General features: G+C 55.4%; 14 protein-coding genes and 1 tRNA gene. 9 read left to right on the top strand and 6 right to left on the bottom strand.

Annotated elements, in window-relative coordinates; translation table 11 throughout:
* From AC2FIT_RS08125 to AC2FIT_RS08100, 6 genes are all read right to left on the bottom strand, one after another.
* On the bottom strand, positions 1 to 599 hold a 599-nt coding region (locus tag AC2FIT_RS08125; protein ID WP_496828362.1), incomplete at its 3' end, for a hypothetical protein.
* Between the two features lie 299 nt (positions 600 to 898).
* Positions 899 to 2,716, bottom strand: coding sequence for a translational GTPase TypA (gene typA / locus AC2FIT_RS08120; RefSeq protein WP_496828360.1), 1,818 nt, complete (start codon positions 2,714 to 2,716; stop codon positions 899 to 901).
* 76 nt (positions 2,717 to 2,792) lie between these two features.
* Positions 2,793 to 3,128 (bottom strand): DMT family transporter, encoded by a 336-nt coding sequence (locus AC2FIT_RS08115; protein WP_496828358.1) that lies wholly within the window; start codon positions 3,126 to 3,128, stop codon positions 2,793 to 2,795.
* A 372-nt stretch (positions 3,129 to 3,500) separates the two neighbouring features.
* Positions 3,501 to 4,658 carry an HD domain-containing protein gene (locus tag AC2FIT_RS08110; protein WP_496828356.1) on the bottom strand — a complete coding sequence of 386 codons (1,158 nt, stop codon included), beginning with the start codon at positions 4,656 to 4,658 and terminating at the stop codon, positions 3,501 to 3,503.
* The gene (locus tag AC2FIT_RS08105; RefSeq protein WP_068331313.1) at positions 4,655 to 4,900 is read right to left on the bottom strand and encodes a hypothetical protein; all 246 of its coding nucleotides are present in this window, start codon (positions 4,898 to 4,900) and stop codon (positions 4,655 to 4,657) included. Before AC2FIT_RS08105 ends, AC2FIT_RS08110 begins: the two co-directional genes overlap by 4 nt.
* Entirely contained in the window at positions 4,900 to 5,553 is a 654-nt protein-coding gene (locus AC2FIT_RS08100) for an alpha/beta hydrolase (RefSeq protein ID WP_496828354.1), read from the bottom strand. The genes AC2FIT_RS08105 and AC2FIT_RS08100 overlap by 1 nt, the downstream gene beginning before the upstream one ends.
* A gap of 176 nt (positions 5,554 to 5,729) precedes the next feature.
* Here AC2FIT_RS08100 and iscR point away from each other — a divergent pair, with 176 nt between their 5' ends.
* The 9 genes from iscR to AC2FIT_RS08055 all read left to right on the top strand — a co-directional run bounded on the left by iscR (position 5,730) and on the right by AC2FIT_RS08055 (position 13,363).
* Positions 5,730 to 6,188 (top strand): Fe-S cluster assembly transcriptional regulator IscR, encoded by a 459-nt coding sequence (iscR, locus tag AC2FIT_RS08095; protein ID WP_068332565.1) that lies wholly within the window; start codon positions 5,730 to 5,732, stop codon positions 6,186 to 6,188.
* A 60-nt stretch (positions 6,189 to 6,248) separates the two neighbouring features.
* Positions 6,249 to 7,292 (top strand): cysteine desulfurase family protein, encoded by a 1,044-nt coding sequence (locus AC2FIT_RS08090; protein ID WP_224888980.1) that lies wholly within the window; start codon positions 6,249 to 6,251, stop codon positions 7,290 to 7,292.
* Between the two features lie 18 nt (positions 7,293 to 7,310).
* Positions 7,311 to 8,831 (top strand): Fe-S cluster assembly protein SufB, encoded by a 1,521-nt coding sequence (gene sufB, locus AC2FIT_RS08085; protein WP_496828352.1) that lies wholly within the window; start codon positions 7,311 to 7,313, stop codon positions 8,829 to 8,831.
* A gap of 71 nt (positions 8,832 to 8,902) precedes the next feature.
* Complete coding sequence (gene sufC, locus AC2FIT_RS08080) at positions 8,903 to 9,658, top strand: Fe-S cluster assembly ATPase SufC (protein ID WP_496828350.1); 756 nt, start codon at positions 8,903 to 8,905, stop codon at positions 9,656 to 9,658.
* Positions 9,658 to 10,938 carry a SufB/SufD family protein gene (locus AC2FIT_RS08075; protein WP_496828348.1) on the top strand — a complete coding sequence of 427 codons (1,281 nt, stop codon included), beginning with the start codon at positions 9,658 to 9,660 and terminating at the stop codon, positions 10,936 to 10,938. Before sufC ends, AC2FIT_RS08075 begins: the two co-directional genes overlap by 1 nt.
* Complete coding sequence (locus AC2FIT_RS08070) at positions 10,938 to 11,423, top strand: YIP1 family protein (RefSeq protein WP_496828346.1); 486 nt, start codon at positions 10,938 to 10,940, stop codon at positions 11,421 to 11,423. The genes AC2FIT_RS08075 and AC2FIT_RS08070 overlap by 1 nt, the downstream gene beginning before the upstream one ends.
* Positions 11,420 to 11,986: a YIP1 family protein gene (locus AC2FIT_RS08065; RefSeq protein ID WP_496828344.1), complete on the top strand. Its 567-nt coding sequence runs from the start codon at positions 11,420 to 11,422 to the stop codon at positions 11,984 to 11,986. Before AC2FIT_RS08070 ends, AC2FIT_RS08065 begins: the two co-directional genes overlap by 4 nt.
* 13 nt (positions 11,987 to 11,999) lie before the next feature.
* The gene (locus AC2FIT_RS08060; protein WP_496828342.1) at positions 12,000 to 13,220 is read left to right on the top strand and encodes a cysteine desulfurase; all 1,221 of its coding nucleotides are present in this window, start codon (positions 12,000 to 12,002) and stop codon (positions 13,218 to 13,220) included.
* A gap of 66 nt (positions 13,221 to 13,286) precedes the next feature.
* Positions 13,287 to 13,363, top strand: a tRNA-Arg gene (locus tag AC2FIT_RS08055).
* Positions 13,364 to 13,397 lie beyond the last annotated feature (34 nt).

Genomic DNA, 13,397 nt, shown 5'->3' with positions numbered 1-13,397 from the left:
CCGTTGCCGTCATTGCCACCGCCGCCGTTGTTGCCGCCGTTGCCGTTGCCGTCATTGCCCCCGCCGCCGTTGTTGCCACCGTTGCCATTGCCGTCATTGCCACCGCCGCCGTTGTTGCCGCCGTTGCCGTTGCCGTCATTGCCACCGCCGCCGTTGTTGCCGTCATTGCCACCGCCGCCGCCGTTGCCGTCATTGCCGCCGCCGTTGCCGTCATTGCCACCGCCGCCGCCGTTGCCGCCATCACCGCCACCATTACCGCCGCCAGAACCGGAGGAGCCAAATGCGGCGAAATTAGAGTCGTTGCTCTCGCCATCTCGCTGAGAAGCTGCTGTCGTTGCCGTGGGCAAGTCAGTCAGCACGGCCGCGAATGCCGGACAACTTTCAAGCGTGCGGGCAAGGATATCTTCGAAATCGGTTCTGCTTTGAATGTAGCGCAACATCCGGGTGTCAACGACAGTGCAATTGCACAAGGTGTCGGTTGATACGGACTGACGCGCTGTTTTGATGTTGCACCTTTCGGCAAGTGCCACGTCAGCAGTGACCAGCGGAAATGTTGCAGATACAAAAATGACCGATAATAAACGGGACTTCACGCGCATGGCGCCACTCCTTCAAACTCGTTACAAACTCAGACGCACTATAATTGTGCTACACGCTTTGGTACAAAAATAATGCCACACTTCAACCACAATTACACCCGTTTTGCGCCATGTTTTCAAGTGCTGTTGAGGCGCAGTTGCCTTTGTGGCAGCCCGTAAACCGGTAATAATTCATATAAAACAATTAGAAAGCCCGCCGACTTGGCGGGCTTTGTGGGAATCGAACTCCTGAGTTCAAAACGCAAATTCGTCAGAAGTGTGACATTGTTGCCATTATGTTGACAATCGGTCTAAGTGCATCAGGCCGATTTCGCCATGCGTTTGCGTTCGTGCGGGTCCAAAAAGCGTTTACGCAGACGCACGGCGTTCGGCGTAACCTCGACAAGTTCATCATCATCGATATATGCGATCGCTTCTTCGAGTGAAAACTGGACATGTGGCGTTAAACGAACGGCGTCGTCAGACCCGCTTGCGCGGACGTTTGTCAGCTTTTTGCCCTTAAGGGGGTTCACTTCAAGATCATTGTCGCGAGAATGTTCGCCGATCACCATTCCCTGATAAACATCTACTTGCGGACCGACGAACATGCGTCCGCGTTCTTCGAGGTTCCAAAGGGCATAGGCCACGGCCTGTCCATTCTCCATCGAGATCAAAACGCCTGCGCGGCGGCCCGGGATTGGGCCCTTATGCGCAGCCCATCCGTGGAACACGCGGTTCAGAACGCCAGTGCCACGAGTATCGGTAAGGAACTCTCCGTGATAGCCAATCAACCCGCGGGACGGCACATGCGCGATGATCCGAGTCTTACCGGCGCCGGCAGGGCGCATTTCGACCAGCTCACCCTTGCGTGCACCAGTGATTTTTTCGATGACCGAACCAGAGTATTCATCGTCTACGTCGATGGTGACTTCTTCGATGGGCTCAAGGCGTTGTCCGTCTTCCTCGCGGAACAGGACCTGAGGGCGCGAGATGCTGAGTTCAAAGCCTTCGCGGCGCATGTTTTCGATCAAGACACCCATCTGCAATTCGCCACGGCCGGCGACTTCGAACGCCTCGCCGCCGGGTGTGTCGGTGACACGGATGGCGACGTTGGATTCAGCTTCTTTCATCAGGCGATCACGGATCACGCGCGATTGCACTTTTTTGCCATCACGACCGGCAAGCGGTGAGTCGTTGATGCCGAAGGTCACGGTGATGGTTGGCGGATCGATGGGCTGGGCGGGCAGAGCCTCTTCGACTTGGGGCGCTACCAGCGAGTCGGCCACCGTCGCCTTGCTCATGCCGGCGATGGTTACGATATCGCCTGCTTCGGCTTTGTCGATAGGTTGCTGTGCGAGGCCGCGGAAGGCCAGAATTTTCGAGGCGCGGAAGTTCTCGATCAGTGTCCCGTCACGGCTGAGCGCCTTGAGGCTGTCCCCTGCTTTCAGCGTCCCGCTTTCGACGCGCCCGGTCAGGATGCGGCCAATGAAAGGGTCGTTGCCCAATGTGGTGGCCAGCATGCGGAATGGCTCATCTTTACGCTCGGCTTGTTTTGGCGCAGGAACATGGTCGACGATCAGGTCGAACAGGGCGGTGAGATCCTTGCGTGGCCCGTCCAGTTCCATATCCGCCCAGCCCGAACGACCCGAGGCGTACATGGCAGGAAAATCAAGCTGATCATCATCCGCGCCGAGGTTGGCGAACAAATCAAAACACTCATCCAGTGCGCGATCAGGTTCGGCGTCGGGCTTATCGACCTTGTTCAAAACGACAATGGGACGCAAACCCAGCGCCAGCGCCTTGGAGGTCACGAATTTCGTTTGAGGCATCGGACCTTCGGCGGCATCGACTAACAGGACCACACCGTCAACCATGCTGAGAATACGCTCGACCTCACCCCCAAAATCGGCGTGGCCTGGGGTGTCGACGATGTTGATCCGCGTACCCTTCCACTCGACCGACGTCGCTTTGGCCAGAATGGTGATCCCACGCTCGCGCTCAAGATCGTTGCTGTCCATGGCGCGTTCGGCCACGGCCTGGTTTTCCCGGAACGCACCGGATTGTTTGAGCAGCTCGTCCACCAGGGTCGTTTTACCGTGGTCCACGTGAGCGATGATTGCGATATTGCGCAGGTCCATGAGAGGTCAGCCTTTGAACGGGAAGTTGCCGCGCGCATAGCGTGGTTTGAGCAAATAGACCAGCCCTAACCGGTGATCAGTGGCCGACCGTCCTGGAAAACAGGTGAATGATCAGAATACCGCCCAGAATCATCAGCAATCCGATGACAGCAGGCCGGTCGAGCCTCTGCCCAAAAACGATAAAACCGATGACCGCGATAAAAAAAATTCCGAGCCCGGACCAGATAGCATAGACAATTCCGACCGGCATGTACTTCAGGGTAAGGCCAAGCAGGTAAAAAGCGATACCGTAGCTGACGACAACCAGAACGGACGGCCAGAAACGGCTGAATTGCTGGCTGGCTTGCAACGAGGTGGTGCCGATGGTTTCGGCGATGACCGCCAGCAGCAAGAAAAGGTAGGCTTTGGGCACGATGAAAGTCTCAACAAAAGTTTTGTGAGGTTGAGCATGAAAAAAGCCTGGCGAGCAAGAATATTCTGGGCTTTATCCATCTTTTGTTTAAGCTGCCAGGTGGTGTGAAGTATGGATAACCTGACTACTGGTGCGGACTATTTTCGGATAGAAAGCTTCTGATTTTAAAGGTTTTAGTTGGGCGGCTGTTTGTTGCACGAAACTTACGGGTATTCTCGTCTTTGTTTCGGTAAAGATTGTGGTGCTTGGGTGGCTAACTGATGGGGGGTCCGTCGACAAATCGCGACCATTTTGTTGAGCGGTTAGATGGTTTTCGGGTTTTAGCGCCTGCCGAAACAGGGGAAAAGGGGCCGGTGTGCCCCTTTTTCTTTTCTAGATGCTGACTGTGGTCGCGAAATAGGTATCGAGCTGCGGTTTGAGCCACGCCCACAGACCCGGAGCGCCACGGCGAATCGGAACTCCCACGCGTTGGTCAATCTGCGCAAGCGTGACATTGTAATCCGTCCAGGTCCCGCCGTCAGTGGCGAGGTTTCCGACCGGAGCCTGAAACCGGTCCACAGCTTTGGCAAAGCGGGCATCCGGGCTGTCGGCTGCTTCGAACTCTTGCCACAACGACAGGAACTCAGCCTTTTGTTCGCTGGGCAACAACCCGAACAGACGCTCGGCGGCTGCCTGTTCCTCGGCTTCCTGAGCAGCGTGGTCGACCTGACCATGAATGGGGTGATCCCCGGCGTCGATTTCGACGATGTCGTGCAACAGCAGCATTTGCAAAACGCGGTCGATTGACACGCCGGGCGCTGCCTGTCCAGAAAGAATCCAGGCAAACATCATGATGTGCCACGAATGTTCAGCCGAATTCTCGCGCCGGTCACCGCTGAGCAAGCGCGAGGCTCGGTATACGGATTTCAGTTTGTCGGTCTCTGCAAGAAAACCTAGCCTGATCGAGAATTCGGTTTCTGCGGGTGGATGTCCGTTCAGCAGACTATGAGCTGCGCTGTAGGCGTCTGGGAACTCGGACTCGAGATAGGCCGCTCGCCCACTGTTCAGGTTATTCCGTACAATAGTCCGATGATCTGGGTTTGCGTGCGGCGCGCACAGCACCTGAAACATTGGTTGGCAGCGATCAAGGTACTTGGCAAATCTAGCGTCAGGAGTTTGGTCGGCCTCAAACTCGCGCCAAAGATGCAGGCATTCCGTAGCCTGATCAGAGGGCAACAGTCCAAACACTTTAACCGCTGCGGCCTGCTCGGCCTGTTCGACCGCATTCCAATCGGTTTTCAGATGTATCGGATGATCGCCAACAATAATCTCGACCAGATCGTGCAGCAACAACATGCGAATGACGCGGTGGATGCACACAGATTCATCTGCCAGCGGCTGCATGACCAAAGCCCAAAGCGCAAGTTGCCAGCTATGTTCTGCCGCGTTTTCGGGGCGGGACTGGTCAAGCAGAAAGTTGGCGCGGTCAACCGATTTCAGGCTGTCCGCGCGTTTCAGAAATTCGATTTGCGCAGACAGTCTGTCGCTCATTGTTTTTCTATCGCTTTTGTCTTTGCGCGGTGGTCTGAAAGTCTTTTGATCACGAAGTTCCGGGCTTTGCGTTCTGCCAGCCTTACGCGGATCTCTGTCAGAAACGCTTCTTCCAACGTCTGAGAGGACGCACCCAAAAGTTCGCCCACTTCAACAAAAAACCGATCATCACCGGTTTCATCCATGACTTTCATCGTGTCCTCGGCCAGTTTAGAGGCAAGGGTAATGATGGTGTCAGACATCAGCGCGTATTCTCGGTCAAGCGGCGTTTCACATAGTCACTTACATCGGTGATCAGCGTGTCCATGTGACGGTCCTGAAAAAAGTGGTCAGCGCCTTCAACCTCGGTATGGGTGATGGTGATTCCCTTTTGCTCGTGCAATTTGCTAACCAGTGCTGCCGTATCGGCCGGAGGCGCCACTCGGTCGGCAGATCCGTTGATGATCAAGCCAGAAGATGGGCAGGGGGCCAGAAACGAAAAATCGTACATATTCGCCGGGGGCGATACGCTGATGAAACCCGTAATCTCGGGTCGGCGCATCAAAAGCTGCATACCGATCCATGCACCGAACGAAAATCCGGCAACCCAGCAATGCTTGGAGTTGTTGTTCATGGATTGCAGGTAATCCAACGCCGATGCTGCGTCGCTGAGTTCACCTACGCCCTGGTCGTATTCGCCCTGGCTGCGGCCCACGCCACGGAAATTGAACCGTAAAACGGTGAAGCCCATGTTATAAAAGGCATAGTGCAGGTTGTACACGACCTTGTTATTCATCGTCCCGCCAAATTGTGGGTGCGGGTGAAGCACGATGGCGATCGGTGCGTCTTTTTCCTTTTGCGGGTGGTAACGGCCTTCCAGGCGGCCTTCGGGTCCGGGAAAAATCACCTCGGGCATGTGTGCTTTGGTCCTGTCTTGTTTTCTGGGTGCCGCGATAGACTTGACGGCTATCTTCCTGCACCTTAGAACGGTTCTAACTACGTTGCGTCGCGCACGACGCTGCTTGTCGGAGATACGCACTGGCAGCGGCGGCGTCAATGTTTTCGCGCGATATCAGCTTTAAGGGGAATAGAATGAAGCTTTCAACCAAAGGTCGTTATGCCATGGTTGCTCTGGCTGATATCGCGCTTCAGCCGGACGATAAGCTTGTTACTTTGGGCGAGATATCCGAGCGTCAGGACATTTCGCTGCCTTATCTCGAGCAGTTGTTCGTAAAGCTGCGCCGAGCCAACCTTGTATCTTCTGTTCGCGGGCCGGGTGGGGGGTATCGTCTGGCGCGCGCTGCTTCGGAAATTCGCGTAGTCGAAATTTTGTCAGCTGTGGACGAAACGGTAGACGCATTGCAAAAAGGGGCAGGGGCGTCTGGTGCGTCTTCGGGAAGCCGGGCGCAATCCCTGACCAACCGTTTGTGGGAAAGCCTGAGCGCACATGTCTACGTGTTCCTGCATCAGACGCGATTATCCGACGTGATAAAGAACGATCTGGCCCCTTGTCCCGCCGTTCCAAGTCTGTTTGCTGTAGTGGACGAGTAATACGATGCATCTGTTGATCGTGATTTGTGTGGGGCTTGGCATTTGGGAAAAGGTGAATCCATGAGTCGTATTTACCTTGACCACAATGCAACGACCCCTCTGCGCCCTGAGGCCCGAGAGGCGATGATCGCGGCGATGGATTTGTGCGGCAACCCATCTTCGGTGCATGCCGAGGGTCGTGCAGCGAAGGCGCTGATCGAGCGTGCCCGCGCGCAAGTCGCCGCGGCATTCGGCGCGGATGGTGCCGATATCGTGTTTACATCAGGCTCGACCGAAGGTGCGGCGCTTGCGCTGGCCGGTCGCGGTCTGCATGGCTCGGCCGTGGAACATGACGCAGTCAGGTCGTGGATCACCGAGGATCTTATTGCGGATGCGTCTGGCCGGGTTGACGTCGTTGATCCCGAGGCTTCGACTTTGCAGCTTGCTAATTCGGAAACCGGGATTGTTCAGACGCTGCCAGCGGGTCTGGCGGTTACTGACGCGACGCAGGCATTTGGCAAGCTACCGGTTGCCTTCAACTGGTTGGGCGCGCAGATGGCTTTGATCTCGGCGCACAAGCTGGGCGGTCCGAAAGGTGTTGGCGCAGTCGTGATGAAACGTGGAACCGATTTGGCCGCCCAGATCAAAGGTGGCGGTCAGGAAATGGGCCGTCGCTCGGGAACGGAAAATGTCATTGGAATCGCGGGATTTGGGGCTGCGGCTGAAGCGGCTGCCCGTGATTTGGCCAATGGTGTATGGGAACAAGTGAAAGAATTTAGAAATATTCTAGAAATGGCTCTTGAGGCCGGATCTAAATCTACTATTTTTATCGGGAAAGAGCAGGACCGCCTGCCAAACACCCTGTGCTTTGCCACCCCAGGCTGGAAGGGCGAAACTCAGGTGATGCAGATGGATCTGGCAGGATTTGCGGTAAGCGCAGGTTCGGCCTGCTCAAGTGGAAAGGTGCGCGCCAGCGCGGTCCTCACCGCGATGGGATTCGATGAGGTTACAGCTGCCAGCGCAATACGCGTGTCGCTGGGACCTTCGACGACAGAAGAGAACGTGCTGCGCTTTGCTGAAGCGTGGTTGGAAAAAGAAAAGAAACATCGCGCGCGTGCCGCGTGACCTGACGGAGAAAACGACATGGCCGCATTGGACCAGACCCAGGTAAAAGAAGGCGTCGATCAGGAAACCGTTGACGCGGTGCGCGAGGTCGGAACCTACAAATACGGTTGGAACACCGAAATTGAGATGGAATACGCACCCAAGGGTGTGAACCCCGATATCGTTCGACTGATCTCTGAAAAAAACGAAGAGCCCGAGTGGATGACCGAGTGGCGTTTGTCGGCCTTCGAACGCTGGACCAAAATGGACGAGCCGAAATGGGCGATGGTTCATTATCCGCCAATCGACTTTCAGGACCAGTATTACTACGCCCGTCCGAAATCGATGGAAGAAAAGCCGAAATCGCTGGATGAGGTCGATCCCAAGCTGCTGGCAACCTACGAAAAGCTTGGCATTCCCTTGAAAGAACAGATGATTCTGGCCGGTGTTGAAGGTGCGGAAAATATCCCCGCCGAAGGGCGCAAGGTTGCTGTGGATGCTGTTTTCGACTCCGTGTCTGTCGGCACGACGTTCCAGGATGAGTTGGCAAAGCATGGCGTGATCTTTTGCTCAATCTCTGAGGCGATCAAAGAGCACCCCGAACTGGTCAAAAAGTATCTGGGCACCGTTGTTCCGGTGTCGGATAACTTCTACGCCACATTGAATTCGGCCGTGTTTTCGGATGGTTCATTCGTTTATATCCCGCCGGGCGTTCGCTGCCCGATGGAGTTGAGCACCTATTTCCGCATCAACGCAGAAAACACGGGTCAGTTCGAACGGACGCTTATCATTGCTGATAAGGGCTCGTATGTATCGTATCTGGAAGGTTGCACCGCGCCCCAGCGTGATACGGCGCAGCTTCATGCCGCAGTGGTTGAGATCATCGTCGAAGAAGATGCCGAAGTTAAATACTCGACCGTTCAGAACTGGTACCCTGGGGATGAAAACGGCAAGGGCGGCATCTACAACTTTGTGACCAAACGCGCCGATTGCCGCGGTGATCGGTCCAAGGTGATGTGGACTCAGGTTGAGACTGGGTCGGCTGTGACTTGGAAATACCCGTCCTGCATCCTGCGTGGCAATGAAAGCCAGGGCGAGTTCTACTCGATCGCGATCACGAACAACATGCAGCAAGCCGATACCGGCACAAAGATGGTGCATTTGGGTAAGAACACCAAGTCGCGCATCGTGTCCAAGGGTATCAGCGCGGGCAAAGCACAAAATACCTATCGCGGGTTGGTGTCGATGCATCCCAAGGCAAAAGACAGCCGGAACTACACGCAATGCGACAGCTTGTTGATCGGCGACAAATGTGGCGCCCACACGGTTCCGTATATCGAGGTCAAAAACAACTCGAGCCGAGTTGAGCACGAGGCGACGACATCGAAAGTGGATGACGATCAACTGTTCTATTGCCGTCAGCGCGGTATGGACGAAGAAGAAGCCGTGGCGCTGGTCGTCAACGGGTTCTGCAAGGATGTCCTGCAGGCACTGCCGATGGAATTTGCCATGGAAGCACAGCAATTGGTCGCGATCAGCCTCGAAGGGTCTGTGGGCTGACCCCTGCTTTCTATCTACTCAATGATAAGGGGGGCCAAGCGCCCCTCAAGCGATACCCCAAAGGACAAAACATGCTGGAAATCAAGAACCTGCACGTACAGCTGGAAGAAGAAGATAAGCGAATCCTCAAAGGCGTAGACCTGACGGTCGAGGCCGGTAAAGTACACGCGATCATGGGGCCGAACGGCTCGGGCAAGTCAACGCTCAGCTATGTGCTGTCCGGACGTGACGGGTATGAAGTCACCGAAGGCTCGGCCACGCTGGACGGGCAAGACCTGCTTGAGATGGAGCCTGAAGAGCGCGCCGCGGCTGGCATCTTCCTAGCTTTTCAGTATCCGGTCGAAATCCCCGGTGTTGGCAACATGACCTTTTTGCGGACTGCGGTGAATGCCCAGCGCAAGGCGCGTGGCGAAGATGAACTGTCGGCGGCGGAATTTCTGAAGGTTATTCGTGAGAAAGCGAAGTCGCTGAAGATTGATGCTGACATGCTCAAGCGTCCGGTGAACGTCGGGTTTTCGGGCGGTGAAAAAAAACGCAACGAAATCCTGCAAATGGCGATGCTTGAGCCTAAGATGTGCATTTTGGACGAAACCGACTCGGGCCTCGATGTGGACGCGATGAAGCTGGTGTCCGAAGGTGTGAATGCACTGCGTGATGCGGGCCGGGGTTTTCTTGTCATTACCCACTACCAGCGTTTGCTGGATCACATCAAACCAGACGTCGTACACATAATGGCAGACGGTCGTATCGTGAAATCTGGCGGCCCTGAACTGGCGCTGGAAGTCGAGCATAACGGTTATTCCGACATCCTGGCCGAGGTGAACTAATGGCCCTGCCGCAAGCAAAACAAACCGCAACCGAGGCGCGGCTAGCTTCTTTGACCATGCCAGATCCGGGCTGCACGAAGGCAGCGCGTGAGGGCGCTTTGGCTCGTGTAAATCAATTGGGCCTGCCTAGCCGCCGTGACGAATACTGGAAGTATACCCAACCCGATACGCTCGTTTCACCACAAGCACCGCAAGCGGCTGTTCTGGATGCAGGTGAGCCATTGGTATTCAGCGATGTGGATCGCCTGTCTATCGTCTTTATCGACGGCGTTTTTAGCCCGGAAGATTCGGACGATCTGACCCTTGAGGGCGTGAAGATCGATCGGTTGGAGGATATCTGCTGCAAGGATATCCATTGGGCGAAAGAGCTGTATGGCAAGCTGGAAGAGCGGGGCCAGACCCCGGTGCAGCGACCGTTGGCAGCGCTGAATACGGCATATGCAACGGATGGTGTTGCCATTCACGTGACGGGCAAGCCGTCCAAGCCGATCAGCTTCGTGTATCGCCATGAATCAGAGACATCAGATGCAATCCTGCATCACGTAGTCCGTGTCGAAAGCGATGCAGAGGTGACCATCTTGGAAACTGGCCCGGCGGCGTCTCGGTTCAACAAGTGCATGGAGATTGACATTGCGGACAACGGCACGCTGCATCACATCCGTGCGCAGGGTCGCGACCACGAGCGGCGCGCTGTTACACATATGTTCACTCGGCTGGGCAAAGAATCGACGTACAAGTCATTCACCCTCACCGTGAATGGCGTCCTGACCCGTAACGAACAGGTCGTGGAACTGACCGGTGATGATGCGGTTGCCCATGTGGCTGGCGCGTGTGTTGGGGATGGAGATTTCCTCCATGATGACACGGTGTTTATCACCCATGACGCGGTGAACTGCGAAAGCCGCCAAGTGTTCAAGAAGGTTTTGCGCAACGGAGCGACAGGCGTGTTTCAGGGTAAGATCCTGGTAAAAGAAGGCGCTCAGAAAACGGATGGGTACCAGATCAGTCAATCTCTGCTTCTGGACGATGACAGCCAGTTCCTTGCCAAGCCAGAGCTTGAGATCTATGCAGATGACGTGGCCTGTTCGCACGGCTCGACATCAGGCGCAATCGACGAGACAGCATTGTTCTACCTGCGCTCGCGGGGCGTTCCGTACAAGGATGCGACTAACATGCTGACTCTGGCTTTTCTGGCCGAAGCGGTGGATGAGATCGAAGACAGCGCGCTGGCGGAAGAGATCGTGACCCGTCTGGAAGGCTGGTTAGCGCGGCGTAGCTGATGCCTCTGACATCGGATATCGTGGCCACATATCGGGGGCCGGGGCGGGTGGTACGTCGGCTGCTGGATCTGGGGCAGCGGGAAGACAGGGCACTTGTCTTCGTCATGGGGTTCTGCGTGGTAGCCTTTATCGCGCAGCTTCCCGCCCTTGCGCGCAGGGCACATCTGGAAGGGGTGGAGTTAAATATGCTGATGGGTGGAGCTTTATTGGGCTCCGTAATCATCCTGCCTCTGGTTCTATATGTGCTTGCATTTTTATCTTATGCAGCGGCACGTTTGGTTGGTGGGCACGGTTCTGCCTATGGTGCCAGGCTGGCACTGTTTTGGGCGTTGCTGTCATCCACACCACTGGTGCTGCTGAATGGCCTTGTTGCCGGGTTCCTGGGACCTGGTCCGGCACTGACACTTGTCGGAGTCATATGGCTTGCAGTCTTTATTTGGTTCTGGCTGGCAGGCCTCCGACAAGCGCAAAGGCGGGCGGAATGAATACCATAACCTTGGGCAACCTGGCGGTGATGACCCTGACAAACCCGGCCGAGGCCGCGCGTCATCTACTGGCCTTTCAGCCGGGGCGCGAAGTTTTGTGGCTGGGCTTTTTTCTGGCTGTTGTGCTGAATGGTCTGGTGCAGTTCGGCTTTGACTACCTTATGCCCGTCCCGGATGGTTTTGAAGCCCCGCCGCCTGAACCGATTTTCATGGGCCTAGTCCGTTCCGGGGCTTTGATATTGTTTAGTATTGCCGCGTTCCTTTTAGCCGGACGCTTACTTGGCGGAGTCGCTTCTTTCACTGAGATCATGACGCTGACAATCTGGCTGCAATACCTTCAGACTACGGCAATGTTCATCACCCTGGTGCTTGCCATTGCGATGCCTTTTCTGATGGTACTGTTTCTGTTTGCCACCGCGATAGTGAGCCTTTACGTTACGCTCCATTTTCTTAATGAAGCGCATAAATTCGGAACGCTCTGGAAGTCTTTCGGGGTCATTGTGCTGTCTGCCTTGATCGCATTGCCGTTTGTCCTGGCATTGACACCCAGCGGCCCGGTATAGGGATAGAAATACCATGTATGACGTAGAAAAAATTCGCGCAGATTTTCCAATCCTATGGCGCGAAGTGAACGGAAAGCCGTTGACCTATCTGGACAACGGTGCCTCGGCGCAGAAGCCGCAGGTCGTGATAGATGCTGTGACCCGTGCATATTCCGAGGAGTATTCGAATGTGCATCGCGGTCTGCATTACCTGTCCAATCTGGCGACCGAGAAATACGAGGCCGTACGCGGAACGATCGCCAAGTTTCTTGGGGCAGTGAATGAGAATGAAATCGTTATAAACTCGGGCACGACCGAAGGTATCAATCTGGTTGCCTACGGCTGGGCCATGCCGCGTCTACAAGCGGGTGATGAGATTGTTCTCAGTGTTATGGAGCATCACGCCAATATTGTGCCCTGGCATTTTCTGCGTGAACGACAAGGCGTTGTCCTGAAATGGGTCGATGTGGATGCTGAAGGCGGGCTGGATCCGCAGGCTGTGATTGATGCAATTGGCCCCAAAACCAAGCTTGTGGCTGTAACACATTGTTCGAATGTTCTGGGAACAGTAGTTGACGTCAAGGCAATCACCGAAGGCGCGCATGCCAAGGGTGTGCCAGTACTGGTCGATGGTAGCCAAGGTGCCGTGCACTTGCCTGTCAACGTTAAGGATATTGGCTGCGACTTTTATGCGATCACCGGCCACAAGCTTTATGGGCCGTCTGGTTCGGGTGCGATTTATATCAAGTCCGAGCGCATGGCTGAGATGCGCCCCTTCATAGGTGGCGGGGACATGATCAAAGAGGTTAGCAAGGATCAGGTGATCTACAATGATCCGCCCATGAAATTCGAGGCTGGTACACCTGGCATCGTGCAGACGATAGGTCTGGGTGTTGCGCTGGAATATATGATGGATCTGGGTATGACGAACATCGCCGCGCATGAGGCGGGCCTACGCGACTATGCTATGCAAAAGCTCACTGGTCTGAACTGGTTGCAGATGCAGGGCACTCGTCCCGACAAGGCCGCGATCTTCAGCTTTTCGCTGGACGGGGCAGGTCATGCGCATGACGTCTCCACTATTCTCGACAAGAAAGGTGTTGCCGTACGGGCGGGCCATCATTGCGCTGGTCCGCTGATGGATTTCTACGGCGTGACTGCAACCTGCCGGGCGAGTTTTGGCCTCTATAACACCAAGGATGAGGTCGATACCCTGATCGACGCGCTTGAATTGGCGCATGATCTCTTTGCGTGAAACTTGACCGATCCGGGCTGATTTGCAGTTGCACCCGGATCGGAACAAGGTTAGCTAACGGCACAGGCACCTGTAGCTCAGCTGGATAGAGCGCTGCCCTCCGAAGGCAGAGGCCAGAGGTTCGAATCCTCTCAGGTGCGCCAATAAATCCAACGACTTAAAGGCATTTTTGACCTT

This window comes from Ruegeria sp. YTSA135, from assembly GCF_059610165.1.
This window is presented reverse-complemented; position numbering and strand designations above follow the sequence as displayed.

What these genes read in the sequence shown, in the direction of transcription:
- typA (WP_496828360.1), bottom strand. Translation starts at nt 2,716, where the DNA reads ATGGACCTGCGCAATATCGCAATCATCGCTCACGTGGACCACGGTAAA.
- AC2FIT_RS08110 (WP_496828356.1), bottom strand. Translation starts at nt 4,658, where the DNA reads ATGAGCGACAGACTGTCTGCGCAAATCGAATTTCTGAAACGCGCGGAC.
- AC2FIT_RS08105 (WP_068331313.1), bottom strand. Translation starts at nt 4,900, where the DNA reads ATGTCTGACACCATCATTACCCTTGCCTCTAAACTGGCCGAGGACACG.
- AC2FIT_RS08100 (WP_496828354.1), bottom strand. Translation starts at nt 5,553, where the DNA reads ATGCCCGAGGTGATTTTTCCCGGACCCGAAGGCCGCCTGGAAGGCCGT.
- iscR (WP_068332565.1), top strand. Translation starts at nt 5,730, where the DNA reads ATGAAGCTTTCAACCAAAGGTCGTTATGCCATGGTTGCTCTGGCTGAT.
- AC2FIT_RS08090 (WP_224888980.1), top strand. Translation starts at nt 6,249, where the DNA reads ATGAGTCGTATTTACCTTGACCACAATGCAACGACCCCTCTGCGCCCT.
- sufB (WP_496828352.1), top strand. Translation starts at nt 7,311, where the DNA reads ATGGCCGCATTGGACCAGACCCAGGTAAAAGAAGGCGTCGATCAGGAA.
- sufC (WP_496828350.1), top strand. Translation starts at nt 8,903, where the DNA reads ATGCTGGAAATCAAGAACCTGCACGTACAGCTGGAAGAAGAAGATAAG.
- AC2FIT_RS08075 (WP_496828348.1), top strand. Translation starts at nt 9,658, where the DNA reads ATGGCCCTGCCGCAAGCAAAACAAACCGCAACCGAGGCGCGGCTAGCT.
- AC2FIT_RS08070 (WP_496828346.1), top strand. Translation starts at nt 10,938, where the DNA reads ATGCCTCTGACATCGGATATCGTGGCCACATATCGGGGGCCGGGGCGG.
- AC2FIT_RS08065 (WP_496828344.1), top strand. Translation starts at nt 11,420, where the DNA reads ATGAATACCATAACCTTGGGCAACCTGGCGGTGATGACCCTGACAAAC.
- AC2FIT_RS08060 (WP_496828342.1), top strand. Translation starts at nt 12,000, where the DNA reads ATGTATGACGTAGAAAAAATTCGCGCAGATTTTCCAATCCTATGGCGC.